Origin of the sequence: Cobetia sp. MMG027 (assembly GCF_027947415.1) — a bacterium.
In the GTDB taxonomy this organism is placed as follows: Bacteria; Pseudomonadota; Gammaproteobacteria; order Pseudomonadales; family Halomonadaceae; genus Cobetia; species Cobetia marina.
Window position 1 is genome coordinate 60,079 of the sequence record NZ_JAQJIO010000013.1, and the last position, 26,316, is coordinate 86,394.

34 protein-coding genes are annotated in these 26,316 nt (G+C 60.3%); 4 read left to right on the plus strand and 30 right to left on the minus strand.

Annotation, left to right across the window (positions count from 1 at the left end):
- Position 1: 1 nt before the first annotated feature.
- A complete protein-coding gene (locus tag PJK54_RS16405) occupies positions 2-526 on the plus strand; it encodes a DUF2878 domain-containing protein (protein WP_077373378.1) in 525 nt (174 codons plus the stop codon).
- Between the two features lie 21 nt (positions 527-547).
- Here the strand turns inward: PJK54_RS16405 and PJK54_RS16410 are convergent, their stop codons facing one another.
- Positions 548-2,386: a putative bifunctional diguanylate cyclase/phosphodiesterase gene (locus PJK54_RS16410; protein ID WP_271303381.1), complete on the minus strand. Its 1,839-nt coding sequence runs from the start codon at positions 2,384-2,386 to the stop codon at positions 548-550.
- A gap of 305 nt (positions 2,387-2,691) precedes the next feature.
- Here PJK54_RS16410 and fabA point away from each other — a divergent pair, with 305 nt between their 5' ends.
- Together fabA and fabB are read left to right on the plus strand one after the other, a co-directional pair.
- Complete coding sequence (gene fabA / locus PJK54_RS16415) at positions 2,692-3,207, plus strand: 3-hydroxyacyl-[acyl-carrier-protein] dehydratase FabA (RefSeq protein ID WP_077373372.1); 516 nt, start codon at positions 2,692-2,694, stop codon at positions 3,205-3,207.
- 13 nt (positions 3,208-3,220) lie between these two features.
- On the plus strand, positions 3,221-4,438 hold the full coding sequence (fabB, locus tag PJK54_RS16420; RefSeq protein WP_077373369.1) for a beta-ketoacyl-ACP synthase I: 1,218 nt from the start codon (positions 3,221-3,223) through the stop codon (positions 4,436-4,438).
- Positions 4,439-4,567: 129 nt separating this feature from the next.
- Here the strand turns inward: fabB and PJK54_RS16425 are convergent, their stop codons facing one another.
- The 5 genes from PJK54_RS16425 to PJK54_RS16445 form a co-directional block, all read right to left on the minus strand.
- A complete protein-coding gene (locus PJK54_RS16425; RefSeq protein ID WP_240499633.1) occupies positions 4,568-5,329 on the minus strand; it encodes a lysophospholipid acyltransferase family protein in 762 nt (253 codons plus the stop codon).
- 18 nt (positions 5,330-5,347) lie between these two features.
- Positions 5,348-6,232, minus strand: a complete 885-nt coding sequence (locus PJK54_RS16430) for a sugar nucleotide-binding protein (protein ID WP_077373366.1) — start codon at positions 6,230-6,232, stop codon at positions 5,348-5,350.
- Between the two features lie 62 nt (positions 6,233-6,294).
- Positions 6,295-8,799, minus strand: a complete 2,505-nt coding sequence (locus PJK54_RS16435; RefSeq protein ID WP_271303382.1) for a bifunctional diguanylate cyclase/phosphodiesterase — start codon at positions 8,797-8,799, stop codon at positions 6,295-6,297.
- Positions 8,800-9,161: 362 nt separating this feature from the next.
- A complete protein-coding gene (locus PJK54_RS16440) occupies positions 9,162-9,803 on the minus strand; it encodes a single-stranded DNA-binding protein (protein ID WP_077373360.1) in 642 nt (213 codons plus the stop codon).
- 87 nt (positions 9,804-9,890) lie between these two features.
- Complete coding sequence (locus PJK54_RS16445; protein ID WP_084207746.1) at positions 9,891-11,306, minus strand: MFS transporter; 1,416 nt, start codon at positions 11,304-11,306, stop codon at positions 9,891-9,893.
- Between the two features lie 205 nt (positions 11,307-11,511).
- Between PJK54_RS16445 and uvrA the strand changes: the two genes are divergently transcribed.
- Complete coding sequence (gene uvrA, locus PJK54_RS16450) at positions 11,512-14,442, plus strand: excinuclease ABC subunit UvrA (RefSeq protein ID WP_136939721.1); 2,931 nt, start codon at positions 11,512-11,514, stop codon at positions 14,440-14,442.
- Between the two features lie 188 nt (positions 14,443-14,630).
- On the opposite strand, the gene rplQ is transcribed toward uvrA, so the two are convergent.
- From rplQ to rplB, 24 genes are all read right to left on the minus strand, one after another.
- The gene (gene rplQ / locus PJK54_RS16455) at positions 14,631-15,017 is read right to left on the minus strand and encodes a 50S ribosomal protein L17 (protein ID WP_065392559.1); all 387 of its coding nucleotides are present in this window, start codon (positions 15,015-15,017) and stop codon (positions 14,631-14,633) included.
- Positions 15,018-15,063: 46 nt separating this feature from the next.
- Complete coding sequence (locus tag PJK54_RS16460; protein ID WP_065392560.1) at positions 15,064-16,062, minus strand: DNA-directed RNA polymerase subunit alpha; 999 nt, start codon at positions 16,060-16,062, stop codon at positions 15,064-15,066.
- A gap of 74 nt (positions 16,063-16,136) precedes the next feature.
- Positions 16,137-16,757: a 30S ribosomal protein S4 gene (rpsD, locus tag PJK54_RS16465; protein WP_065392561.1), complete on the minus strand. Its 621-nt coding sequence runs from the start codon at positions 16,755-16,757 to the stop codon at positions 16,137-16,139.
- A 12-nt stretch (positions 16,758-16,769) separates the two neighbouring features.
- Entirely contained in the window at positions 16,770-17,153 is a 384-nt protein-coding gene (rpsK, locus tag PJK54_RS16470) for a 30S ribosomal protein S11 (protein ID WP_043334827.1), read from the minus strand.
- Positions 17,154-17,183: 30 nt separating this feature from the next.
- Positions 17,184-17,540, minus strand: coding sequence for a 30S ribosomal protein S13 (gene rpsM / locus PJK54_RS16475; RefSeq protein ID WP_024950672.1), 357 nt, complete (start codon positions 17,538-17,540; stop codon positions 17,184-17,186).
- A 131-nt stretch (positions 17,541-17,671) separates the two neighbouring features.
- Entirely contained in the window at positions 17,672-17,785 is a 114-nt protein-coding gene (rpmJ, locus tag PJK54_RS16480; RefSeq protein ID WP_077373351.1) for a 50S ribosomal protein L36, read from the minus strand.
- A 34-nt stretch (positions 17,786-17,819) separates the two neighbouring features.
- Positions 17,820-19,154 (minus strand): preprotein translocase subunit SecY, encoded by a 1,335-nt coding sequence (gene secY / locus PJK54_RS16485; protein ID WP_271303383.1) that lies wholly within the window; start codon positions 19,152-19,154, stop codon positions 17,820-17,822.
- Complete coding sequence (rplO, locus tag PJK54_RS16490) at positions 19,155-19,589, minus strand: 50S ribosomal protein L15 (RefSeq protein ID WP_065392563.1); 435 nt, start codon at positions 19,587-19,589, stop codon at positions 19,155-19,157. It abuts the gene before it with no gap.
- A gap of 3 nt (positions 19,590-19,592) precedes the next feature.
- Positions 19,593-19,775, minus strand: a complete 183-nt coding sequence (gene rpmD, locus PJK54_RS16495) for a 50S ribosomal protein L30 (protein ID WP_024950669.1) — start codon at positions 19,773-19,775, stop codon at positions 19,593-19,595.
- Positions 19,776-19,781: 6 nt separating this feature from the next.
- Positions 19,782-20,282 (minus strand): 30S ribosomal protein S5, encoded by a 501-nt coding sequence (gene rpsE / locus PJK54_RS16500; protein ID WP_054556902.1) that lies wholly within the window; start codon positions 20,280-20,282, stop codon positions 19,782-19,784.
- Positions 20,283-20,293: 11 nt separating this feature from the next.
- On the minus strand, positions 20,294-20,644 hold the full coding sequence (gene rplR, locus PJK54_RS16505; RefSeq protein WP_024950667.1) for a 50S ribosomal protein L18: 351 nt from the start codon (positions 20,642-20,644) through the stop codon (positions 20,294-20,296).
- A gap of 9 nt (positions 20,645-20,653) precedes the next feature.
- On the minus strand, positions 20,654-21,184 hold the full coding sequence (gene rplF, locus PJK54_RS16510; protein ID WP_065392564.1) for a 50S ribosomal protein L6: 531 nt from the start codon (positions 21,182-21,184) through the stop codon (positions 20,654-20,656).
- Between the two features lie 9 nt (positions 21,185-21,193).
- A complete protein-coding gene (gene rpsH / locus PJK54_RS16515; RefSeq protein WP_065392565.1) occupies positions 21,194-21,586 on the minus strand; it encodes a 30S ribosomal protein S8 in 393 nt (130 codons plus the stop codon).
- Between the two features lie 32 nt (positions 21,587-21,618).
- Positions 21,619-21,924 carry a 30S ribosomal protein S14 gene (gene rpsN / locus PJK54_RS16520; protein WP_043334842.1) on the minus strand — a complete coding sequence of 102 codons (306 nt, stop codon included), beginning with the start codon at positions 21,922-21,924 and terminating at the stop codon, positions 21,619-21,621.
- Positions 21,925-21,933: 9 nt separating this feature from the next.
- A complete protein-coding gene (rplE, locus tag PJK54_RS16525; protein ID WP_065392566.1) occupies positions 21,934-22,473 on the minus strand; it encodes a 50S ribosomal protein L5 in 540 nt (179 codons plus the stop codon).
- A gap of 17 nt (positions 22,474-22,490) precedes the next feature.
- The gene (gene rplX, locus PJK54_RS16530; protein ID WP_043334846.1) at positions 22,491-22,808 is read right to left on the minus strand and encodes a 50S ribosomal protein L24; all 318 of its coding nucleotides are present in this window, start codon (positions 22,806-22,808) and stop codon (positions 22,491-22,493) included.
- A gap of 15 nt (positions 22,809-22,823) precedes the next feature.
- Positions 22,824-23,195, minus strand: coding sequence for a 50S ribosomal protein L14 (rplN, locus tag PJK54_RS16535; protein ID WP_043334850.1), 372 nt, complete (start codon positions 23,193-23,195; stop codon positions 22,824-22,826).
- Positions 23,196-23,245: 50 nt separating this feature from the next.
- A complete protein-coding gene (gene rpsQ / locus PJK54_RS16540) occupies positions 23,246-23,506 on the minus strand; it encodes a 30S ribosomal protein S17 (RefSeq protein WP_043334852.1) in 261 nt (86 codons plus the stop codon).
- Position 23,507: 1 nt separating this feature from the next.
- Positions 23,508-23,699 (minus strand): 50S ribosomal protein L29, encoded by a 192-nt coding sequence (rpmC, locus tag PJK54_RS16545; protein ID WP_024950659.1) that lies wholly within the window; start codon positions 23,697-23,699, stop codon positions 23,508-23,510.
- Positions 23,699-24,112 carry a 50S ribosomal protein L16 gene (rplP, locus tag PJK54_RS16550; protein WP_043334854.1) on the minus strand — a complete coding sequence of 138 codons (414 nt, stop codon included), beginning with the start codon at positions 24,110-24,112 and terminating at the stop codon, positions 23,699-23,701. Before rplP ends, rpmC begins: the two co-directional genes overlap by 1 nt.
- An 11-nt stretch (positions 24,113-24,123) precedes the next feature.
- Entirely contained in the window at positions 24,124-24,816 is a 693-nt protein-coding gene (gene rpsC / locus PJK54_RS16555; protein ID WP_043334856.1) for a 30S ribosomal protein S3, read from the minus strand.
- Between the two features lie 10 nt (positions 24,817-24,826).
- Positions 24,827-25,159 (minus strand): 50S ribosomal protein L22, encoded by a 333-nt coding sequence (rplV, locus tag PJK54_RS16560; protein WP_043334859.1) that lies wholly within the window; start codon positions 25,157-25,159, stop codon positions 24,827-24,829.
- Positions 25,160-25,178: 19 nt separating this feature from the next.
- Positions 25,179-25,454 carry a 30S ribosomal protein S19 gene (gene rpsS / locus PJK54_RS16565; RefSeq protein WP_024950655.1) on the minus strand — a complete coding sequence of 92 codons (276 nt, stop codon included), beginning with the start codon at positions 25,452-25,454 and terminating at the stop codon, positions 25,179-25,181.
- Between the two features lie 22 nt (positions 25,455-25,476).
- A complete protein-coding gene (rplB, locus tag PJK54_RS16570; RefSeq protein ID WP_043334862.1) occupies positions 25,477-26,304 on the minus strand; it encodes a 50S ribosomal protein L2 in 828 nt (275 codons plus the stop codon).
- Between the last annotated feature and the right edge of the window lie 12 nt (positions 26,305-26,316).

Sequence of the window (26,316 nt, forward strand, 5' to 3'; positions counted from 1 at the left end):
CGTGCTCTCCCCACGCATCACCCCACTGCTGAATGCCGGGCTGTTTCAGCTTGGCTGGTTCAGCTGCGTGCTGGGGGGCGCCTGGGTCGCACTGCTGGTCACCCCGCTCATTCTGGCCGCGCATCTGGGCTGGGTCGTCCCACAGGCCCGGCGCGCACGAGAGCTGCGATGGCTGGGGGGCTTTCTGGCACTGGGCATGGTGGTGGACGGCGGTCTGACCCTGGCCGGTGGCTACTCGCTGCCAGCCACCGCGCCGGACTGGACACACTGGCTGCCGCTGCCCGTGTGGATGTGGTGCCTGTGGCCGTTGTTCGCCAGTACCGTACATCATGCATTGCACTGGCTATGGCAGCGCCCATGGCTCGCCGCCATCGGCGGGGCGACAAGCGCGCCCCTGTCCTATTACGGCGGCGCTCAGCTCGCTGACGTCACGCTCGCCGATTGGCTGTTGCCGGCACAGGCCCTCATCTGGGGCGGGCTATGCCTGGCCATCTCGCGCTGGAAGCTGGCCCAGCCAGGCACATGATGTCCGTGCATCGAGGCGGCTTCAGGCCATGGCCATGGACAACTGGCCGGATTCATAGCCATTGAGACGTTCGATGACATCCGCCGCCGGCGCGGGACGGGAGAAGTAGAAGCCCTGAATCCAGCCACAACCGTGCGATACCAGGTACTCACGCTGCTCTGCCGTCTCGACACCCTCCGCGATCATCTCCATGCCCAGCCCCTTGGCCATCGCCAATACCGCCATGGTGATGGCCGCATCGGAGCGCTCCCCCGGCAAGCTGCGAATGAAGGCCCGATCCAGCTTGAGCTTGTCCACTGGCAGATCCTTCAGATAGGACAGCGACGAATAGCCGGTCCCGAAATCATCCACCGCGATCTGGTGGCCTCTGCTGCGCAGGGTCGCCAGCCGGCGCGAGATGTCACCGGCGCGCTCATCCAGCAACACCGATTCGGTCAACTCCAGGCCGATGCTGTCCGCCGGCACGTCATACTCCAGCAGCAGCGCGGCCAGCGAGGCCTCGAAATTGCCCTGTATCAGCTGCAGTGCCGAGACATTCACCCAGATGCACAGGCGGTGTCCCGCACGTCGCCAGTTCGCCTGCTGCTGCACGGCCTCACGCAGCACCCAGTTGCCCAGTCGCAGCATCAGGCCATGGCGCTCGGCCAGCGGGACGAAGTCAGCAGGTGACACCGGCCCACGCAATGGATGCTGCCAGCGCAGCAGCGCCTCGACACTGCTCACCTTGCCGGTACTGGCCTGATGCTGACACTGGTAGTGCAGCTGCAACTGGCCATGGCTCTCGAGCGCTGCCCGTAGATCGTTGGCCAATCCCAGCTGGAGATCGGCACCGGAGTCCAGCGCCGGCTGGAAGCGCATGTCGATATTGCGACCGTGGCGCTTGGCGGCGTACAGGGCGCTTTCCAGGCGCTGCATCACCACTTCGGGATCACGCCCGTCCTCCGGTGCACGACAGCTGCCGATCGAGAGCGCCAGGTGGAGAATCTGATCGTCCACTTCCAGTGGCTGGGTCAGCGTCGAGCGCAGCTCTTCGATCCACTCACCGTGGTCTCCCCCCGCCGTGGTTCGCAGAATCACGAACTCGTCACCGCCGATGCGTCCTGCGACACCGCCGCGTGCCAGCTCCGTGAGGCGCCGCGCGAACAGCTTGAGCAGACGGTCTCCCCCCTCGGTGCCCAGCGAGTCGTTGATGCTCTTGAGGGCATCGATGTCGATCAGCGCCAGGTCCAGGGCTTCACCGGCCCGCAAGCTGCCCAGACGACTCACCATCAGGTCACTCAGACGACGTCGATTGGGCAGGCCGGTCAGAGTGTCCTCCAGCCCGATGCGCTGCAGGTCTTCCTCCCGCGCCTTGTGGCGCGAGATATCCGAGAACAGCGCGATGTGGAACACCTCTCCTGCGCGCTCCATGCGTCGCGCCCTCAGCCACTCAGGGTACTCATCGCCCTGCTTGCGCCGGTTCCAGACCTCGCCCTCCCAATAGCCATGCACCGCCAGGGCCTGCCAATAGCGGCGATAGAAGTCCTCGTCATGGCGACCCGAGGACAGCAGGGAGGGGTTGCGCCCGATGATCTCCTCCGGCGCGTAGCCGGTGATCCGACTGAAGGCGGCATTCACCGCCAATACCTTGTTATGACTATCACTGATCAGGAGTCCATCGCTGCTGAGGTGCACGGCCGCCTCCAGCAACTCGCGCCGCAGATGCAGTCGGCGCATCAACCGCAGGATGTCCGCGCCTGCCAGAGTGACCGGTATCAGCGCGCACAGTCGCAGTTCGAGGCCTGGCAGCCACGGCATCAGGCACAGAGCAATGACTCCCCCCCAGATGAGGGGGCGATTGAAGGAAGCATTCGGCCACATACCGGACCCTCGGTCGAGATGACGATATCCACTACACGGTTTCATCATGCAAATGGCCACTTCACAGCCAGGCTGGCCCGCGCACCAATGCTGCCCATTCTCCACGGAAATGTCATGCCAGCCCGCTGACACCCATCGTCTTATCGACTGGCACGCCAAAAGCTGAAGCAGATATTTGCACCGCCCCATGGTGCCCTTTAGTCTGCCCCCCACGTGCATTCAGTGGGGCCAGCCATTAGACTAGCCCCATTCGGGCGTTGTTACGCCCCGTACGGCATAACCATCCCGCTACTCGGAATGACTCAGTGACCAAGCAACACTCCTTTACTCGCGACGAGCTGCTGGCCTGCGGCCAGGGCGAACTCTTCGGCCCGGGCAATGCGCAACTGCCTGCTCCCAACATGCTGATGCTGGATCGCATCACTCACATCAGTGAGGAAGGCGGTAGCCACGGCAAGGGGCAGTTGATCGCTGAGCTCGATATCACTCCGGACCTGTGGTTCTTCGACTGCCACTTCCCGGGCGATCCGGTCATGCCGGGCTGCCTGGGCCTCGATGCCATGTGGCAACTGGTCGGATTCCACCTCGGCTGGCTTGGCAACCCGGGCCGCGGTCGTGCGCTGGGCTGCGGAGAAGTGAAATTCTCCGGTCAGGTCCTGCCGACCGCCAAGAAGGTGACCTACACCATCAACATCAAGCGGGTCATCACTCGCAAGCTGATCCTCGGCATCGCCGATGGCACAGTCACCGTTGATGGCCGCGACATCTATCAGGCCAACGACCTGCGCGTCGGTCTGTTCACCTCCACTGCGAACTTCTGAACGGGAGGCTCCCATGCGTAGAGTGGTAGTCACCGGGCTGGGCATTGTTTCCTGCCTGGGCAATGATCGCCAGCAGGTCCTGGAATCCCTCCAAGAGGGACGTTCCGGTATCCGCCGCAAAGAGGAATACGCCGAGCTTGGCTTCCGCAGCCAGGTCGCGGGCGTAGTCGACATCAACCTCGAAGACCATATCGATCGCAAGCAACTGCGCTTCATGGGAGATGCCGCGGCGTATGCCTACATCTCCATGGAGCAGGCGATCGCTGATTCCGGCCTGAGCCCGGAGCAGGTCTCCAACGAGCGTACCGGCCTGATCGCCGGTTCCGGTGGCGCATCTTCCGCCAACCAGGTCGAGGCCGCTGACATCATGCGCGCCAAGGGCCTGCGCCGCGTCGGACCGTACCGCGTCACCCGCACCATGGGCTCCACCGTCTCCGCGTGTCTGGCCACGCCGTTCAAGATCAAGGGCATCAACTACTCGATCTCCTCGGCCTGTGCGACATCGGCTCACTGCATCGGCAGCGCTGTCGAGCAGATCCAGCTGAACAAGCAGGACGTGGTCTTCGCTGGCGGCGGTGAAGAAGAACACTGGACACTGTCCTGCCTGTTCGATGCCATGGGCGCGCTCTCCACCAGTTACAACGACTCGCCGGAAACCGCGTCTCGTCCGTACGACACCACCCGTGACGGCTTCGTCATCGCTGGCGGTGGCGGCATGCTGGTCCTGGAAGAGCTGGAGCACGCCAAGGCACGTGGCGCCAAGATCTACGCCGAAGTGACAGGCTACGGCGCAACGTCAGACGGCCACGACATGGTGGCACCGTCCGGTGAAGGCGCCGCACGCTGCATGCGTCAGGCGATGGCAACCGTGAACGGCAAGATCGACTACATCAACACTCACGGCACCTCGACGCCAGTGGGGGATGTCGCCGAACTCAAGGCCATCCAGGAAGTCTTCGGTGCGGACAGCCCGGCGATGAGCTCCACCAAGTCGCTGACCGGCCACTCTCTGGGCGCCACTGGCGTGCAGGAAGCCATCTACTCGCTGCTGATGATGGAGAACGACTTCATTGCCGCCTCCGCCAACGTCAGCGAACTGGATGAACGCGCCGACGGCCTCGATATCGTCACCACTCGCCGTGATGGCGTGAAGATCGAGCGTGTGCTCTCCAACAGCTTCGGCTTCGGTGGCACCAACGCCTGTCTGATCCTGGAGCGCTTCCAGGACTGAGATCATGGATCTCTGACCGGTGATGCATGACACGAAAAGGCCGCCCCATGGGGCGGCCTTTTTGCTGGTGGCGAGCTATCGGCTGGCTTTCACATCACTTCACCGCCCGACTTCCTCCAGTCGGAGCGCTCAGACGCCCACGCTGTCTGCCGGTGCCTTTTCCTCGAGTGGCGGACGTGGAGTGCGGGATATCCGCTGCAAGGTGTCTTCCACCCACCCCTCGACATCCGCGATCACCGCATCCGGCTTGCGGCCGGTAGTCTCGATCGCAGGCCCGAAGACGACATGCAGGGTGCCAGAACGCTTGATCCAGCTGTCATTGGGCCAGATCTCGCCTGCATTGTGGGCCACCGGGACGACCGGCACTCCAGCACGACAGGCAATCGCGGCACCTGACTTGTTGAATTTCTTGCGCGTCCCCGGTGCCAGGCGCGTCCCTTCCGGGAAGATCAGCACCGTGAAGCCATCCTTGAGCCGCTGCGTACCCACGCTCAATACCTGCTTGAGCGCCTTGGCGGGCTGCTTGCGGTCCAGCGGAATCGGCTCAAGCAGCTTGAGACCCCAGCCGAAGACGGGAATCTTGAGCAACTCCTGCTTGAGCACGGTGCATAGCGGCCGCTTGACCACCTGCAGATAGATGGTTTCCCACTCACTCTGGTGGTTGGAGAGCAGAACGCATGCCCCTTCGGGCAGCTGCTCACGTCCGCTGACCTCTACCCTGACGCCACAGGTGAGACGGAACCACCAGAGCACAAGGTGGTTGTAACTATGCAGAACGCGATAACGTGCCTTGAGCGGCAAGCAGGCTGCCACGGGTACCAGCACCAAGGCACTGAGCAGCAACGCCATGAAATAACCGAAGTAAAACAACACACTACGCAGTGCATTCACAGTAAAGATCTCCGCACGTCAGACATCCTCTTGAGGTGAGGTCACCGGGGTGCGCTGTGCCACCCAATCGTCCAGCAGACGGGACAGCTCCAGCCGCCAGGGTTTCTGATGCACCCCGAAGGTCTCCAGCACTCGTCGACAGTTGAGCACTCGGCGCAGCGGAGTTCCCGAGTTGAGCGTCAACGCCTTGATCGGGCCGGGTGATACCTCCTCCCCGATCCCCTCGAGCCGAGTGATCAGCTGAGTCCGCACCACGCTGATGAAGGCGTAACTGCTGACAGGCTCGGTACCCGCCAGATGATAGGCGCCCCAGGAACCCGCACCGCAACGTTGCTGTTGCAGCATGCCGACCAGCGCCATGGCCACGGCGTCGACACTGGTCGGGCACAGGATGACGTCTTCCGCAGCGCGGACTTCCTGACCCGCGAGCAACGACTCGATCAGCGTCGGCAGCCAGGCATCACGGCCGTCAGGGCCGAACAACGGCCCGAGACGCACGATCAGATGGCTCGGCAATTCGGCGCGGATACGGTCGCCCGTGGCGATGACCCGACGCAATGCCGTATCGATGGGGGACGGCACCTCTTCCTCATCGAGCAAGCCTTCCCCGCCCTGCTCGAACATCTGGTCCGCCACGCACCACACCAGCGGCGTGTCTGTCTCGACACAGGCCGCCAGCACGGCTTCCACGTGCTCGGCATGCGCCGTGACGTCTGCCGGTGCCGAGTCCGCAGGACTGACGAAGGGAGGCACGATCACCACATCCGCGCGATGCGAGCGAATATCACTGGCGTCGATACGCACGGCATCGAGCACTTGAAGCTCGAGATCCGTACGGGTGTTGGCCACTCGGGCCAGGCCGAGGCTCAGGCAATGCCCGGCATCCAGCAGCAAGAGTTTCACAGGCACACTCCGGCAAACAGACGCATCGGCACGAAGCGTGCCGATGCAAAGGCGACATTCTATCAACCTTGCAGGCTGGCTGCAGGCCCGTTGTCGCGCCGGGGACCAGAAGTGAGCAACACCCCTCCCAGCGGCTGGGGGCGACCGATACCATAGCCCTGAACGAGATCGACACCGATCTGCTCAAGTGCCGGCAGCAAGTCACGTCGCTCCACGTATTCGGCGATGGTGACGATGCCCATCTGGGCACAGATGCGGCAGATGGCCGAGACGATGGCAGCGTCCAGGCTGTCACGGGTCAGATTGCGCACGAAGGCGCCATCGATCTTGAGCTGATTGACGGGCAACTCCTTGAGATAGGCGAAAGAGGACATTCCGCTGCCGAAATCGTCCAGCGAGAAGCTGCAGCCAAGGCGACGAATGCCACGAATGAATTCGCGTGCTTGCGCCAGATTGCTGATGGCGGCCGTCTCGGTGATCTCGAAGCACAATCGCTCAGGCGCCACACCACTCTCCTCGATCATGGTGATCAGCTGATCGCGCAATGGCATGTCACTCAGGCTTTGCCCCGAGAGATTGATGGCCAGGATGGCGTCTTCTTCAATGCGCCCGTCATTGGATTTCAGTACCTGCAGCGCTTCAGTGACGACCCAGACATCAATGGCAGGCATCAGCCCGAAGCGCTCGGCAGTGCCCATGAAGTGGGCCGGGGTCATATGCTCGCCCTCGGCATTGACGTAGCGCAGCAATACTTCGTAGTAAGGCCCACTGGACGGGCGGCACAACGATTCAATCGGCTGGATATAGAGCGTGAAGAAGCGTTTCTCCAGCGCTTCCTGCAACAGAGGCAACCATTGGAGCTCGCGCTGGGCACGCTCGAGCCCGGCATCTTCCTCGTGATAGGCATGCACCTGGTTGCGACCATTCTGCTTGGCCATGTAACAGGCCGCGTCGGCCTGACGCAGCACTTCCGTGGCCGGTGCACTCCCCGTGATGGACGCCAGGCCGATGCTGACACCCAGCTGGAACTGACGCCCATCCTCGAGATAACGATAATCCGCGATGGTCGAGCAGAGTCTCGAGGCGCGCTCCAGTGCCTGTTCACGATTGCATCGATAGAGGATGACCGCGAATTCATCGCCTCCCAGACGGGCGAGCACATCAGAATCCCGGATCTGCTCGCGCATCAGATGCGCAATCTCGCGCAGCACGGTATCCCCCGCTGCATGACCGCAGGTGTCGTTGATGACCTTGAAGAAGTCGAGATCCAGATACAGCAATTGATGCAGATCGCCGTCTTCCAGCGAGGCCCCCAGAGCATCATCGAAGGCACTGCGGTTCTGCAGCCCCGTCAGGCTGTCATGATGGGCCTGGAAATCGAGCCGACGAATCATCGCCTGGCGATAACTGATGTCACGGAAGACCAGCACGGCGCCTTCCACCTCATCATTGCGAGCGCGTACCGGAGACGCCTTGAGCTCTATCGCACACTCACTGCCATCCCTGGCGACCAGCAGGGTCTGGTTCGCCATGTGCACGACCTCCCCGCGGCTGAGCACGACATCCAGGTGGGTATCCATCATGTGGAGGGAGCCCTCATGGCGCAATTGCAGAATGCGCGCCCAGGGGCGGCCCCGGGCCAGCGCGGGATCCCAGCCACACAATTCTGCCGCGATGGGATTGATGTGGCGGATCATTCCCTCCCGATCAAGGCTGATCACCCCTTCATCGATGGAATCCAGCATCACGGTCACCTGATCCCGTTCGTGACGCAATTCCCGGGTGCGGTACTCCAGCAGACCGCTCAACCGCGCCCGATAGTGTCGACTGCGCCGCACACGACTTTCTGCCTTCAGCGCCAGCAACGTCAGTCCCAGCACGGCCAGTGAGGCAACCCCGAGTATCACTGCCAGCCAGACATGCTGCCCTCCCCCCGAACGAAGCGGGGGAGCCGGCATCACCGAGTCAGGCACCACTTCCATCGCCGCCATGCCCAGATAGTGCATCCCTGCGATCGCTCCCCCCATCAGCAACGCAGCAAGGGCCTGATAACTGCGACGCGGCCGGCGCTGATGCAGAAAGAGCCCTCCAAGCCACAGCGCAGCCGTCGAGGCGATGACGGCCACCAGAATCGACAGTCCCAACAACGGGGCATCGTAGCGATACGCCATCGGCATCTGCATCGCCGCCATGCCGAGATAGTGCATCGAAGCGATCCCGCCCCCCATCACCGCTCCGCTGCCAAACAGCCATGGCAGCGTCAAGCGCGACAGCGTGTTGGCCCACAGCGCCAGTCCGGAAGAGAGCACGGCCACCATCATCGAGAGTAGCGTCAAGCCCCACTCATAGGTGACCGACGTACCGATGTCATAGGCCAGCATGCCGATGAAATGCATTGACCAGATGCCCAGGCCCATCGCCAGAGCCCCACCCAGCAGCCACCCCAGGCGACTGGCACGCGACACCGACAGCGCGACCTGCCGAATCAGCTGCAAGGCAGCATGAGATGCCAGTACCGCGACCAGAATGGAAAGCAATACCAGTGAGGGGGAATAGCTACCATGCATGAATGACCTCAATCATCGGGGGCCTGCCAAGGGGAACGAGCTGAAAGTGGACATACACTTGAAACGATAGTTTACCTGCAAGGTACGGAACTGCCTGATTTTTTCCTCCACGCTCAGTGTCCTCAAGCGAGACGACAGCGTAATGGCCCGATCATCGGACTCGGGGCATACCCCCTTACGCTCGCAGAGCGACTTTGGATGTATCGGCCGATATCCTGGCAGATGGAGGGGAATGCCTGAAAACCTCCCCGCCCTCTCACGCAGTACCCTCGATACCTCGAGAGGTTTCCTTTGCCTCCAGAAACGAAAAACCCCCGCAGAGCGGGGGTTCGAGGCAATATGGATGACCATGGAGCTGATGATCAGAACGGAATCTCATCATCGAAATCGTCAAAGCTGCCAGCCGGCGGCGCGCCGAAATTGTTGTTCTGCGAGTTCTGCTGAGGAGGCTGGTGAGCGGGCTGCTGAGCCGGAGGCGGAGTGTGCGGGGCCGGCGGCTGACCACCGAAGTTGCCACCCTGCTGCGGTGCCGGCGGCTGGCCGCCGAACTGGCCACCCTGCTGCGGAGCTGCCGCGGCCTGCTGCTGACCACCATACTGACCACCTTGCTGAGGTGCCTGCTGGGGACGACCGCCGCCACTGAAGCCGCCACCGCCGCCGCCTTCACCACGGGTATCCAGCATCTGCATGTCATTGGCGACGATTTCGGTGCTGTAGCGGTCGTTGCCGTTCTGATCCTGCCACTTGCGCGTCTGCAGACGACCTTCGATATAGAGGCGAGAGCCTTTCTTGACGTATTGCTGAGCGATTTCCGCCAGCTTGTTGAACATCACCACACGGTGCCATTCGGTACGTTCCTGACGCTGACCGCTCTGACGGTCATTCCAGGTATCCGTGGTGGCGAGGTTGAGGTTGCACACCGCACTACCGGACGGAGTGAAACGGACTTCCGGATCCTGACCGAGATTACCAATCAGAATGACCTTGTTTACGCCGCGAGCCATGAAGATTACTCCTGAAAATAGACCGGTGCACATCAGGCACCGGCGAAGGTATCGAGTGCACTGACAGTGATCTGCCAGTGTCAGGGTTCAGCTGGCAGGTGCCTCGGCACCTGCCGGAGTTTCGCCATCACGCTGACGAGTGAAAGTCGCCAGCGCCTTGTCATCCAGTGTATCGCGTGTGACCTTCAGATAGGCGACCTGTTCCTCACGCACGACCAGAGCTTCTTCCACGCCGGCAATGGCCAGCAGGCGCGTCTGCAACTCGACGGCCGGAAGCCTCGCGGCTTCTGGCGACAGGCCGACCACTTCACTGCCAAGATGTCGCGGCGGCTGCATGTTCCAGACCACAGCCAGCCACAGCAGCGCCAGCAACCCCATGCCGAAGAAGACGCCACTCAGCCCGAAATGGCCCGTCAGCCAGCCGCCGCCGACACCCCCCACGAAGGCACCGAGGAACTGGCTGGTCGAATACACCCCCATCGCGGTGCCCTTGGCACCGGCCGGCGCCAGCTTGGAGATCATCGACGGCAAGGTGGCTTCCAGCAGATTGAAGGCCACGAAGAACAGCCACAGCAGGCCAAGGAAGGGCACGAGACCTGCGTGCTCGATGCCATCCACCCCCAGCAGCAACAGGCTTGTCGCGATGGTCGCCACGGCGCCCAGGAAGACCGGCTTCATGCGGCGGTACTTCTCGGCCACGATGACCAGCGGAAGCATGGCGACAAACGCCAGGCCCATCAAGGGCAGATAGACCCAGCCATGATGGGCGGGCGCGATGCCGAAGTTGACCAGCTGCTGCGGAATGGCCACGAAACAGGCCGTGAGGATCATGTGCAGCGCAAAGATCGACACATCCATGCGCAACAATGCGGAATTCGCAAGAATGCCCTTGAGCTGGCGACGATCAAGCCCCACATCTTGATGCTGACGCCTGGGTGCGGCAGGCACCAGTTTCCAGAGTACGAACACGCTCGCCACGGCCATGATGGCCGTCAGCCAGAAGACGCCCGAAAGTCCGAATGCATCCGCGGTCAGGGGTCCCGCGACCATCGCCAGCGCGAAGGCGACGCCGATCGACATGCCGATGGAGGCCATCGCCATCGTGCGCACCTCCTCTCGCGTCTGATCGGCCAGCAGCGCCATGATCGCACCTGCCACGGCACCGCTGCCCTGCAGGCAACGACCAAGGATAATCATCTCGATGCTGTCGGCATTTGCCGCGACCAACGAGCCAAGGATGAACAGCCCGAGTCCGAAGCCGATCACGGCCTTGCGCCCGAGGCGATCGGACAACCAGCCGAAGGGGATCTGCAACAGTGCCTGGGTCAGGCCATACCCGCCCAACGCGACGCCGACCAGCGTCGGCGTCGCGCCAGCCAGATCACGGGTGTAGAGCGCCAGCACCGGCAACACCATGAACAGCCCGAGCATGCGGGTGGCATACAGGCTGGCAAGGCCGACGATGGCGCGACGTTCCGGCGCTAGCAGTCGAGAGGTCTTCATGGATGGCGGCGGGCTCCGGAGCAGGACAGTCAAGAAAGGGAGGCCGACCACGCGGGTCGCCAGAGAGTAGACTCCATGGGTGCTGATCACCGATGGACTGCACATTCTAAGGCTCGCCTGTCGGCTTTGAAAGCATGCAGCCTTTGCCGGGCGTTTCGCCCGCGCCTTATAATCGTTGCTTTTATCGACGCAGCCCGAGGTGGCAATGGACAGGATTCAGGTCAGGGGTGCGCGCACCCACAACCTCAAGAACATCGATGTCGAACTGCCGCGTGACAAGCTGATCGTGGTGACCGGGCTCTCCGGTTCCGGCAAGTCGTCACTTGCCTTTGACACACTCTATGCCGAGGGACAGCGGCGCTACGTCGAATCACTGTCCACCTATGCTCGCCAGTTTCTGTCGATGATGGAAAAACCGGACATCGACCACATCGAGGGTCTGTCACCGGCGATTTCCATCGAACAGAAATCGACATCGCACAACCCCCGCTCCACCGTCGGTACCATTACCGAGATCTACGACTACCTGCGCCTTCTGTACGCTCGCGCCGGTACGCCGCGTTGCCCGGACCACGACATCGATCTGGAAGCCCAGACCATCTCGCAGATGGTCGATCAGGCGCTGGCCCTGCCCGAGGGCAGCAAGCTGATGCTACTGGCACCGGTAGTCAGCGGGCGCAAGGGCGAGCACCTGCAACTGCTTTCCGAGCTGCGCGCCCAGGGCTTCGTCCGCGCGCGTATCGATGGCCTCATCGTCGAGCTGGATGACCTCAAGCCGCTGGAGAAGAACAAGAAGCATGATATCGACGTCGTCGTCGATCGCTTCAAGGTGCGCGAGGACCTCAAGCAGCGTCTGGCCGAGTCCTTCGAGACCGCACTGAACCTGGCCGATGGCAGCGCACGGCTGCACTTCATGGACGGCGAACAGGAAGACCTGGTGTTCTCCTCGCGCTTCGCCTGCCCGGTGTGTGGCTATGCCCTGGCCGAGCTGGAACCACGCCTGTTCTCCTTCAACAACCCGGCTGGCGCCTGCCCGACCTGTGACGGTCTCGGCGTGAAGCAATACTTCGACCCGGAGAAGCTGATCAGCCATCCGGAGCTGTCGCTGGCCGAAGGCGTCATCAAGGGCTGGGACCGTCGCAGCGTCTATTACTTCAGCCAGCTGCAGGCCGTCGCCGAGCACTATGGTTTCGCTCTGGAAGCCGCCTGGGAATCACTCAGTGATGAAGCGCGTGATGCCGTGCTCAATGGCAGCGGACGTGAGGATATCGCGTTCAGCTACGTCAATGACCGCGGCCGCAAGGTGACGCGCGAACATCCCTTCGAGGGCGTACTGCCCAACATGGAGCGGCGCTACCGTGAGACCGAATCCAACATGGTGCGCGAGGATCTCGCCCGCTATCTGGCCGTTCAACCCTGCCCGAGCTGCGATGGCTCGCGTCTGCGCCGCGAGGCACGCAATGTCTACGTCGACAATCGCACCCTCGCCGAGGTCGTGCGCCAGCCGATCGGCGAAGCGTGGGAAGAGTTCGGCAAGCTGAGCCTGCCCGGGCGCAAGGGCGAGATCGCTGCCAAGATCGTCAACGAGATCCAGGCGCGCCTCGAGTTCCTCGTCAATGTCGGCCTCGACTATCTGACGCTGGAGCGCAGCGCCGACACCCTTTCCGGGGGTGAGGCACAGCGCATCCGTCTTGCCAGCCAGATCGGCGCCGGCTTGGTCGGCGTGATGTACATCCTCGATGAGCCCTCCATCGGCCTGCATCAGCGTGACAATGACCGCCTGCTCAAGACACTGATTCACCTGCGTGATCTGGGCAACACCGTGATCGTGGTCGAGCATGATGAAGATGCCATCCGCGCCGCGGACCACGTGCTCGATATCGGCCCCGGCGCCGGCGTGCACGGCGGCGAGATCGTCGCCCAGGGCACCCCGGCGCAGATCGAGGCGACGCCCGGCTCATTGACCGGACAGTACCTGAGTGGCGAGCGTGAGATCGCCGTGCCGCCCTATCGCCTGCCCGCCAATCCCGAAAAGGTGCTGCGCCTGACAGGTGCCACCGGCAACAACCTGCAGAATGTGACGCTAACGCTGCCGACAGGCCTGCTGACCTGCATCACCGGCGTCTCCGGCTCAGGCAAGTCGACACTGATCAACGCCACGCTGATGCCGCTGGCCGCCCGTGAGCTCAATCGTGCGACCACGCTGACCCCGGCGCCCTACGGCAAGATCGAGGGGCTGGATCTGTTCGACAAGATGGTGGACATCGATCAAAGTCCCATCGGGCGTACACCTCGCTCCAACCCCGCCACCTATACCGGGATCTTCACGCCGATCCGCGAGCTGTTCTCCGGGACCCAGGAAGCGCGCGCGCGCGGCTACAAGCCGGGCCGCTTCAGCTTCAACGTCAAGGGTGGGCGCTGCGAAGCCTGTCAGGGCGACGGCCTGATCAAGGTCGAGATGCACTTCCTGCCTGACATGTACGTGCCCTGCGATGTCTGCAAGGGCAAGCGCTACAACCGTGAGACGCTCGAAGTCCAGTACAAGGGCAAGAACATCCATGAAGTGCTGGAGATGACCATCGAGGAGGCACTGGAGTTCTTCTCGCCAGTACCCGCCATCGCGCGTCGACTGCAGACACTGATGGATGTCGGCCTGTCCTATGTCCGCCTCGGCCAGAGCGCGACCACGCTCTCCGGCGGGGAAGCCCAACGCGTCAAGCTGGCGCGCGAGCTGGCCAAGCGCGATACTGGCAAGACGCTCTACATCCTCGATGAACCGACCACCGGCCTGCACTTCGAGGATATCCGACAACTGCTGGTGGTCCTGCACCGCCTGCGCGATCACGGCAACACCGTCGTCGTCATCGAGCACAACCTGGATGTGATCAAGACCGCTGACTGGTTGATCGATCTGGGGCCGGAAGGCGGCTCAGGCGGGGGCCAGATCATCGCCGAGGGGACACCGGAGCAACTGGCAACGCAGGAGGTCTCGCATACCGGTCGCTTCCTGGCACCGCTGCTGAAGCGCCAAAGAGCCTCCAACGCCAAGACAGGCGCTCAAGACACGTCAGCGGACAGCAAGCCGTCCAATGGCGGGAAGCCCGGCAGCAAGAAGAAGGCAGAAACCAGCAACTGACCTTCGTCAGGTGCCCCAGCGACACCCCTGACTCCTTCGTACCGTTTCCTTGCGGAACGTGACGAATCAGGGCTTGCCCATGACGCCTGGCCGCATGAGCTGCCCAACCGACAGGCCTGTCTATCAGGCATAAAAAAAGGCCAACCCCGAAGGGTTGGCCTTTTCTTGTGGACGAAGCAAGCCGAAGCTTACTCTTCGCCCGCTGCCTCGGAGGCAGCCGGACGATCGACCAGCTCGACGAATGCCATCGGGGCATTGTCACCGGCACGATAGCCACACTTCAGGATGCGCAGGTAACCGCCCGGACGGGTGGTGTAGCGCGGGCCGAGCTCATTGAAGAGCTTGCCGACCGCTTCCTTGGAACCGGTACGAGAGAACGCCAAACGACGGTTCGCAACGGAATCCTGCTTGGCCAGGGTGATCAGCGGCTCGATATGACGACGCAGTTCCTTGGCTTTCGGCAGGGTAGTCTTGATGACTTCGTGCTCTACCAGAGAGATGCACATGTTCTTGAACATGGCTTCACGGTGAGAGCTGGTACGGTTCAGGTGACGACCACTCTTACGATGACGCATGGTTGTGATTCCTTACCAGTCTGGGGCTTGAGCCGACCGGGCTTCCTTAAGCGGAAGCCTTGTCGTCCTTCAGGCTTGCGGGCGGCCAGTTTTCCAACCGCATGCCGAGGGACAGACCACGCGCGGACAGCACGTCCTTGATTTCATTCAAGGACTTCTTGCCGAGATTCGGGGTCTTCAGCAGCTCAACTTCGGTGCGCTGAATGAGATCACCGATGTAATAGATATTCTCGGCCTTGAGACAGTTCGCACTGCGAACGGTCAGCTCAAGATCGTCTACGGGACGGAGAAGGATCGGATCGATTTGATCTTCCTCTTCTTCGACTTCCTGTTCCTTGTCTGCTTCCAGATCAACGAAGGCGGCCAGCTGCTCCTGCAAGATGGTTGCGGAGCGGCGGATCGCTTCTTCCGGATCCAGCGTGCCGTCGGTTTCCAGGTCAATCACCAGCTTGTCAAGGTTGGTGCGCTGTTCAACACGCGCCGCCTCGACAGCATAGGAGACCCGGCGAACCGGCGTGAAGGTCGCATCCAGCTGGAGACGGCCAATGGCACGTGATTCGTCATCTGCAGAGAGACGCGCGTCAGCCGGTTCGTAGCCGCGGCCACGAGCGATCTTGAGTTGCATCTTCAGCTCGCCACCATCATTCAGGTGAGCGATGACGTGATCCGGATTCACGATTTCGAGATCATGGTCACCGGCGATGTCGCCAGCAGTCACGATGCCCGGGCCCTTCTTGTTCAGCGCCAGCACAGCTTCGTCGCGACCATGCATCTTGATGGCCACGTCCTTGAGGTTCAGCAGGATTTCGATGACATCCTCCTGTACCCCTTCAATGGCGCTGTACTCGTGCAGAACGCCTTCGATCTCAGCTTCCACGACGGCACAGCCGGGCATGGAAGACAGCAGGATGCGACGCAGAGCATTCCCCAGGGTGTGGCCGAAACCACGCTCGAAGGGCTCGAGGACGATCCGCGCATGATGGGCGCTGACTTCCTCGACCTTGATATCGCGAGGACGGAGAAACTCTGTCACTGAGCGCTGCATAAGAACACCTTTAAGGCTGCCAAACGGATAATCTGGGTACTCCAGCCGGGCCGACGAATCAGCCCGGCATCACATTACTTGGAGTACAGCTCGACGATCAGGTTTTCGTTGATATCGGCAGACAGGTCGCCACGCTCGGGGACAGCCTTGAAAGTGCCTTCCATCTTCTTGGAGTCGACGTCGACCCAGGAGACATCACCGCGGTTGGCAGCGAGTGCCAGAGACTGCTGGATGCGAGCCTGGTTCTTGGCCTTCTCACGAACGGTAACCACATCACCGGCCTTCACATTGAAGGAAGCGACGTTGACGGTACGGCCGTTCACGGCGATCGCCTTGTGGCTGACCAGCTGACGTGCCTCGGAACGCGTGGAGCCGAAGCCCATGCGGTAGACGACGTTGTCGAGGCGAGCCTCGAGGAGCTGGAGCAGAACCTCACCAGTCGCGCCTTTCACGCGAGCGGCTTCTTTGTAGTAATTGCGGAATTGCTTTTCCAGAACGCCGTACATGCGACGAACCTTCTGCTTTTCACGCAACTGCAGGCCGTAGTCTGAAAGACGTTGACGGCGCTGGCCATGAACACCCGGGGGTTGTTCGGATTTGCACTTCTTCTCGAACGGAGTCACGCCACTCTTCAGGAAGAGGTCGGTGCCTTCACGACGAGACAGTTTGCACTTCGGTCCAATATAACGAGCCATGAGTCTGTCTCCTTAAACGCGGCGTTTCTTCGGCGGACGGCACCCATTATGCGGGATGGGGGTCACGTCGGTGATGCTTTGCACGCGGAAGCCTGCGGCATTGAGAGCACGCACGGCGGACTCACGACCCGGACCCGGGCCCTTGACCAGCACGTCGACGTTCTTCACACCATATTCGGCTGCAGCGGTCGCTGCACGTTCACTTGCGACTTGCGCAGCGAACGGGGTGCTCTTGCGAGAACCACGAAAACCCGAACCACCGGCAGTTGCCCAGGAGAGAGCATTGCCCTGGCGGTCTGTGATCGTCACGATAGTGTTGTTAAAAGAGGCATGGATATGCGCGATGGCATCCACTACCTGCTTTTTAACCTTCTTGCGCTTACTCGGGTTAGCCATTAGATGTTTCCTGTCTAAACGCCAGTTCGTTTACTTGCGAATCGGTTTACGCGGACCTTTGCGTGTACGTGCGTTGGTCTTGGTGCGCTGACCGCGCAACGGAAGACCACGACGATGGCGCAGGCCACGATAGCAACCGAGGTCCATGAGACGCTTGATGTTCAGCGTGATCTCACGACGCAGGTCGCCTTCGACGGTGTACTTACCCACCTCGGCACGAACCAGGTCCAGTTGTTCAACAGACAGATCAGCGATCTTGACGCTCGGTTCTAAACCGAGAGCGGCGCAGATCTGCTGTGCACGCGTACGGCCAATCCCGAAGATATAAGTCAGCGAGATCGCCGCGTGCTTGTTGTCCGGGATATTGACGCCAGCAATACGGGCCATCAGTTTTCTCCGAAAGGTTAGCGGCGGATTTTACATCCACAAAGGGCGCAATAGCATACCCCTTGATCCCGTTGGGAACAAGGGGGTATGCCAGCACCCGAGCTTGTATTCAGCTAAGCGGGGTCGAGGGATTAACCCTGACGCTGCTTGTGGCGCGGCTCAGTGCAGATGACCCGCACTGCGCCACGACGCCGAATGATCTTGCAGTTACGGCAAATTTTCTTGACGGAAGCTCGAACTTTCATCGTTCTCTCCAGTTTGCTAACAGGGGCTGCGCAATCAGCGCATCATGCCACCGCTGCCATAGCCTTTGAGGTTGGCCTTCTTCATCACCGACGCATACTGATTTGACATCAGATACGACTGCACCTGGGCCATGAAGTCCATGACCACCACAACCACGATGAGCAGAGAGGTACCGCCGAAATAGAACGGAACCTGCCAGGCGACAACGAGGAATTGCGGCATCAGGGAGACGAGGGTGATGTAGAGGGCGCCGAACAGCGTCAGGCGAGTCATCACCTTATCGATGTAACGGGCCGTCTGTTCGCCTGGGCGAATCCCCGGCAGGAAAGCTCCTGACTTCTTGAGGTTGTCAGCAACATCCTTGGGATTGAAGACCAGCGCCGTGTAGAAGAAGCAGAAGAATACTACAGCGGCAGCGAAAAGCAAGATGTACAGTGGCTGGCCCGGCCCGAGAGCCTGAGAAGCCGTCTGCAACCATTGCATGCTTTCACTCTGGCCAAACCATTGGCCCATCGATGCAGGGAACAGCAGGATGCTTGACGCGAAGATCGGCGGGATGACCCCGGCCATGTTGACCTTCATCGGCAAGTAGCTGCTCTGACCGGCATACATCTTGTTGCCCACCTGACGGCGCGGATAGTTCACCGTGATGCGGCGTTGACCGCGTTCGATGAACACCACAAAGGCAACGGTAACGACTGCGAGCAGCGTCAGCGCCAGCAGCGGAAGCACATTCCAGGCACCATCATTGCGCGCCAGTTCGAAAGACTGGCCGATGGCACTCGGCAGCCCGGCGACAATACCAGCAAAGATGATCAGTGAGATCCCGTTGCCGATACCCTTCTCGGTGATCTGCTCTCCCAGCCACATCAGGAACACTGCACCAGCCACGAACGTACTCACGGCGGTGAAGTAGAAGCTGAAGTCAGCGGAATAGGCGACACCGTTTCCGACCAGTCCGACTGCCATGCCGATCGATTGGACCAGGGCCAGTACGACCGTGCCGTAGCGCGTGTACTGGCTGATCTTGCGACGACCGGCCTCACCTTCCTTCTTCAACTGCTCTAGCTGAGGCGAGACCACCGTCAGGAGCTGCATGATGATCGACGCGGATATGTAGGGCATGATGCCCAACGCGAAGATACTCATTCGCTCCAGTGCACCACCGGAGAACATGTTGAACATGCTCAGGATGGTGCCCTGGTTTTCCCTGAACAAGGCAGCAAGCTGGTCAGGATTGATACCGGGAACGGGGATGTGTGCACCGATTCGGTACACCACGATGGCGATGAACACGAAGCGCAAACGCGCCCAGAGTTCGCTCAACCCACTTCCCTGCATCGCCGGTACGTTTCCTGACTTAGCCATTTAGTCCTCTACCTTGCCACCGGCAGCTTCGATCGCAGCACGGGCACCCTTGGTGACCTTGATGCCGCGGACCGTGACTGCCTTGTCCAGTTCGCCGGAGAGCATGACCTTCGCGAACTTCGTGGAATCACGAAGCACGTTGGCCTTCTTCAGCGTTTCGAGGTCGACGATATCACCGTCTACCAGTGCCAGCTCGCTCAGGCGCACTTCTTCGGAAACCAGAGATTTCGCGGAAGTGAAACCAAACTTCGGCAGGCGACGCTGCATAGGCATCTGACCGCCTTCGAAGCCCGGCTTGACGCTGCCACCGGAACGGGACTTCTGGCCCTTGTGGCCACGACCGCCGGTCTTACCAAGACCGGAGCCGATACCACGACCGACACGCTTTGCAGCGTGCTTGGAGCCCGGGGCCGGACTCAGGGTATTCAATTTCATGGATTACTCTCCCTCAACACGGACAAGGTAATGAACCTTGTTGATCATGCCGCGTACCGCGGGGGTGTCTTCCAGCTCGACAGTGTGACCGATGCGACGCAGCCCAAGGCCTTTCATGGTGGCCTTGTGCTTTTCGAGGACGCCGATGGTGCTGCGGATCTGGGTTACCGTGATCTTAGCTGCCATGGTGCCTTACCCCGCAATCTTGTCGACAGACAGGCCACGCTTGGCGGCGATGTCTTCCGGAGATTTCATGGCAGCGAGACCGTTGATGGTCGCGCGCACCACGTTGACCGGATTGGTGGAACCGTAGCACTTGGCCAGGACGTCATGGACGCCTGCCAGTTCGAGCACGGAACGCATCGCACCGCCGGCAATGATGCCGGTACCTTCGGATGCTGGCTGCATGTAGATCTTGGATGCGCCGTGACGAGCCTTCACCGGGTACTGCAGGGTGTGGCCCTTCAGGTCAACCTTGATCATGTTGCGACGAGCTTGGTCCATTGCCTTCTGGATCGCGACCGGCACTTCACGCGCCTTGCCACGACCGAAGCCAACACGACCATTGCCGTCACCAACGACAGTCAGAGCGGTGAAACCGAAGATACGGCCGCCCTTGACTACCTTGGCGACGCGGTTGATCTGCACGAGCTTCTCTTGCAGGTCACCGCCCTTCTGTTCGATATTCGCCATCGTAAAACCCTTTAGAATTCCAGGCCGCCTTCACGTGCGGCATCGGCCAGGGCCTTCACGCGACCGTGGTACTTGTACCCGGAGCGATCGAAAGCCACTTGCTTGATACCCGCTTCCTTCGCGCGCTCGGCAATCAGAGCACCCACCTTGGCGGCGGAGTCCGAGTTACCGGTAGAACCTTCGCGCAGGCTCTTGTCGAGCGTGGATGCGGTGGCCAGGACCTGGCCGCCATCCGGCGAGATGATCTGCGCGTAGATGTGACGCGGGGTGCGGTTCACGCACAGGCGAAACACGCCCAGCTCGCGGATTTTCGCACGAGCGCGGCGGGCACGACGGAGACGAGATTCTTTCTTCGCGTTCATAACCCTGCCTTACTTCTTCTTGGCTTCTTTACGACGGACGACTTCGTCGCTGTACCGAATACCTTTGCCCTTGTAGGGCTCCGGCGGACGGAACGCGCGAATCTCTGCGGCGACCTGACCCAAAGCCTGCTTGTCAGCAGATTTCAGGACGATCTGAGTGTTCTTCGGCGTTTCAGCCGTAACACTTGCCGGCAGTTCATAGTCGACCGGGTGTGAGAAGCCCAGTGTCAGGTTGATTGTCTGGCCTTTGGCCTGGGCACGATAACCCACACCATTGATTTCCAGAGACTTGGTGAAGCCTTCGGAAACACCAGACACCATGTTGTTGACCAGAGCACGTGTGGTACCAACCATTGCCCAGTTCTTGGCAGTCTCAGCCGGGGCGAAGGTCATCTGACCTTCTTCCAGGTTGATGACCACGTCCTGGTGGACGGTCAGTTCCAGCTGGCCATTGCTGCCCTTCACGGTCAGCTTGTCGCCATCGAGTTTTGCCTCGACGCCGTTCGGCAATTTAACCGGATACTTGGCTACGCGGGACATTCCAAACTCCTAGAATACGGTGCAGAGGACTTCGCCGCCGACACCAGCTTGACGGGCCGCACGATCGGTCATCACGCCCCGGGAGGTGGAAACGATCGCAATACCCAGGCCATCTGCGACTTTCGGCAGCTCGCCCTTGCCTTTGTACTGGCGCAGGGACGGCTTGGAAACACGCTTGATGTTCTCGATAACCGCCTTGCCTTCAAAGTACTTGAGGGTCACGGTCAGTTCCGGCTTCGCGCCTTCTGCGACAGCAAACTCGGAAATGTAACCCTCTTCCTTCAATACGCGGGCCACTTCAACCTTGAGCTTGGAAGACGGCATGGTAACCGTCTCCTTGGTGGCCATCTGCGCATTGCGGATACGAGTGAACATATCCGCCAGAGTGTCTTGCATGCTCATTTACGTTGCGCTCCTGAATTCTTGCAGTGGTGTTACCAGCTGGACTTGGTCAGACCAGGCACGTCACCACGCATAGCGGCTTCACGCAGCTTGTTGCGGCTCAGGCCGAACTTGTTGTAGTAGCCGTGCGGACGGCCAGTGATACGGCAGCGGTTACGCTGACGGACCGGGCTGGCATCACGCGGCAGCTGCTGCAGTTTCAGCTGTGCGTCGAAGCGCTCTTCTTCAGAAGCGTTGACGTCATTGATGATGGTCTTCAGTGCGTCGCGCTTGGCGGCGTACTTTGCGACCAGCTTGGTGCGCTTGAGCTCACGCTCAACCATGCTTTTCTTTGCCATGATCCACCCTTATTTCTTGAACGGGAAGTTCAGCGCGCCCAGCAACGCACGACCTTCATCATCGGTGTTGGCGCTAGTGGTGATGGTGATGTCCAGGCCACGAATCCGGTCGATCTTATCATACTCGATCTCCGGGAAGATGATCTGCTCACGCACACCCATGGAGTAGTTTCCACGGCCATCGAAGGACTTCGGGTTCAGACCGCGGAAGTCACGAACGCGCGGGATAGCCACGTTCACGAGACGGTCCAGGAAGTCCCACATACGATCGCTGCGCAGGGTCACCTTGACACCGATCGGCCATCCTTCGCGGACCTTGAAGCCAGCGATGGACTTGCGTGCCTTGGTGATGATCGGCTTCTGACCAGACAGCATCTGGAGATCGGCAAACGCGTTGTCGATCAGCTTCTTGTCAGCGGTGGCTTCACCGATGCCCATGTTCAGGGTCACCTTGGTGATACGCGGCACCTGCATCACGTTGGCGTAGCCGAACTGCTCTTTAAGCTGGGCGGCCACTTCGTTCTGATAACGTTCTTTCAAGTTCGCCATGTTGTACCCGACTCGCGTTAGGCGTCGATCAGCTTCTGAGTCGACTTAAAGATGCGTACCTTAGTACCGTCTTCCTGAACCTGGATACCGACACGATCCGCCTTGCCGGTCTCCTGGTTGAAGATGGCCACGTTGGACGCGTGAATCGGAGCCTCGCGCTCGACGATACCCCCCTGGGTGCCCAGCATCGGGTTGGGCTTGGTGTGACGCTTGATCATGTTCACACCGGACACTAGCAGACGCTCACCTTTCAGCACCTTGCTGATGGTACCGCGCTTGCCCTTGTCCTTCCCGGCGATGACGATGACTTCATCGTCACGTTTGATCTTTTGCATATCCGCTTCCGCTCCTTACAGCACTTCGGGCGCCAGGGAAATGATCTTCATGAACTTCTCACTGCGAAGTTCACGGGTAACCGGGCCGAAGATACGGGTACCGATCGGCTGTTCGTTGGTGTTATTCAACAGAACGGCCGCATTACCGTCGAAGCGGATCACGGAACCGTCATTACGACGGACACCGGCTTTGGTACGAACGACCACTGCCTTCATGACTTGGCCTTTCTTGACCTTGCCACGCGGGATAGCTTCTTTGACGGTGACCTTGATGATGTCTCCAACACGAGCGTAACGGCGGTGTGAACCACCCAGCACCTTGATGCATTGCACCCGGCGCGCGCCACTGTTGTCGGCGACATCCAGCATTGTCTGAGTCTGAATCATCGGTTTTCTCCAAACCTAATCTGACTGCCTGGTGGGAACTGGCCTAGGGATCAACCCTTGGCCTGTTCAACCACCTCGACCAGGGTCCAGGCTTTCTTCTTGGACAGCGGACGAGTCTCGGCGATAGAGACGGTGTCACCGATCCGAGCCTGATTCGCCTCATCATGGGCGTGCAGCTTGGTGGAGCGTCTCAGGTACTTGCCATAGATCGGGTGACGCTCACGGCGCTCGACCATGACAACGATGGATTTTTCCATCTTGTCACTCACCACCTTGCCGGTGAGTGTGCGTGCTTTAGTTTCTTCGGCCATTTTACTCACCTGACTTCTGGTTGAGCACAGTCTTAACCTGAGCAATTTGGCGACGAGTCTGCTTGAGCAGGTGAACCTGGCTCAGCTGACCGGTAGCCTTCTGCATGCGCAGATTGAATTGCTCACGCAGCAGTTCGAACAACTGCTCCTGGAGCGCCTCGACTGACTTTTCACGGAGTTCTTGGGCTTTCATCACATCACCGTCCGCTTAACAAAGGTGGTGGAGATCGGCATCTTCATAGCGGCCAGACTGAATGCTTCACGGGCCAGCTCTTCGGATACACCTTCGATCTCGTAAAGGACCTTGCCGGGCTGGATCTGTGCGACCCAGTACTCGACAGAACCCTTACCTTTACCCATACGAACTTCCAACGGCTTGTTGGAAATCGGCTTGTCTGGGAAGACGCGGATCCAGATCTTACCGCCACGCTTGACGTGACGAGTGATGGCACGACGGCCAGCTTCGATCTGACGAGCGGTGATACGACCACGGCCGGTGGCTTTCAGGCCAAACTCACCAAAGCTTACCTTGCTTCCGCGATGCGCCAGGCCACGATTGCGACCTTTCTGCATCTTGCGGAATTTCATACGCTTGGGCTGTAACATCGATTACCCCCTTACTTGCCTTTCTTCTTGGGTGCGGACGCGGGCTGCTTCGCCTTGGCTCGCACCTCTTCGATGCCACCGAGGATCTCGCCTTTGAAGATCCAGACCTTGACACCAATGATGCCGTAGGTGGTGTGAGCTTCGAAGGTGGAGTAATCAATGTCAGCACGCAGGGTGTGAAGCGGAACGCGGCCTTCGCGGTACCATTCGGTACGGGCGATTTCGGCACCGCCGAGACGACCGGAGAGCTGAATCTTGATGCCCTTGGCGCCCAGACGCATTGCGTTCTGCACAGCACGCTTCATCGCACGACGGAACATGACACGACGCTCGAGCTGACCTGCCACATTGGCAGCGACCAGCTTGGCATCGAGTTCCGGCTTGCGAATCTCCTCGATGTTGATGTGGACGGGAACGCCCATCATCTCGGAAACTTCACGACGAAGGCGATCGACATCTTCACCTTTCTTACCGATCACGATACCCGGACGGGCAGTGTGAATGGTAATACGGGCGTTGTTTGCCGGACGCTCGATGCTGATGCGGCTCACGGAAGCGCTTTTCAGACGCTCTTCCAGGAATCCACGCACCTGCAGATCGTTGTTCAGTTTGTCGGCATAGGTAGCGCCTTCGGCGTACCAGACAGAGGTATGATCCTTGACAATACCCAGTCGGAAACCTGTCGGATTAACTTTCTGACCCATTGGTCGTCTCCTACTTCTCGGCTACCTTGACGGTGATATGACAAGTGCGCTTCAAGATGCGATCCGCACGGCCTTTGGCACGTGGCTGGATGCGCTTGAGCGTCATGCCCTCGTCGACACAGATAGTCGAGACGCGAAGCTCGTCAATGTCCATGCCGTTGTTTTCTTCCGCATTCGCGATCGCGGACTGCAGAACCTTGCGAACAATCTTCGCGGCCTTCTTCGGTGAGAAAGCGAGCAGATTCAGCGCCTCGGCGACCGGCTTACCGCGCACCTGGTCAGCCACCAAACGGGCCTTCTGGGCGGATAAACGAGCGCCGCGCAGCTTAGCAGCTACTTCCATCTCTTAAATCCTCTCTGGCTTACCGTTTGGCTTTTTTATCTGCAGCGTGCCCGCGGTATGTGCGGGTGGCAGCAAACTCGCCGAGCTTGTGACCGACCATTTCCTCAGAAACGAGAACCGGGACATGCTGGCGACCGTTATGGACGGCAATGGTGAGCCCGACCATGTTCGGCAGGATCATGGAACGACGCGACCAGGTCTTGATCGGTTTGCGGTCGTTCTTTTCCACTGCTGTCTCAACCTTCTTCAGCAGATGAAGGTCAATAAATGGACCTTTCTTCAGTGAACGTGGCACAGCCGTTACCTCTCAATATCTGTTACTTGGCCTTGCGGCGACGGACGATAAGCTTATCGGTGCGCTTGTTCTTGCGAGTCTTGTGACCCTTGGTCGGGACGCCCCACGGGCTGACCGGATGACGGCCACCAGAGGTACGACCTTCACCACCACCATGCGGGTGATCGACAGGGTTCATCGCGACACCGCGAACGGTCGGGCGCACGCCTCTCCAACGCTTAGCACCGGCCTTGCCCAGTTGACGGAGGCTGTGCTCGGAGTTGCCCACTTCGCCGAGTGTTGCACGGCATTCGGACAGCACCTTACGCATCTCGCCAGAGCGCAGACGCAGCGTGGTGTAGTTACCGTCACGTGCCACGACCTGGGCACTGGTACCTGCACTACGAGCGATCTGAGCGCCCTTGCCCGGCTTCAGCTCTACACAGTGAACGGTGGAACCCACCGGGACATTGCGCAGCGGCAGAGCGTTGCCTTTCTTGATCGGTGCGTTGACACCGGACTCGAGACGGTCGCCAGCAGAGACACCTTTCGGTGCAATGATGTAGCGACGTTCGCCGTCGAGGTACTTCACCAGCGCGATGTTCGCGCTACGGTTCGGATCGTATTCCAGGCGCTCGACGATGGCCGGAATGCCATCCTTGTTGCGCTTGAAGTCGACCAGACGGTAATGGTGACGATGACCACCGCCGATGTGGCGAGTAGTGATGCGACCATTATTGTTACGACCACCGGACTTTGACTGCTTTTCAAGCAGCGGAGCGTACGCGCGACCTTTGAAAAGTTCGTCATTGACGACTTTTACCAGGTGGCGGCGACCGGCGGAGGTAGGTTTTGTCTTAACAATTGCCATGTTCCGTACTCC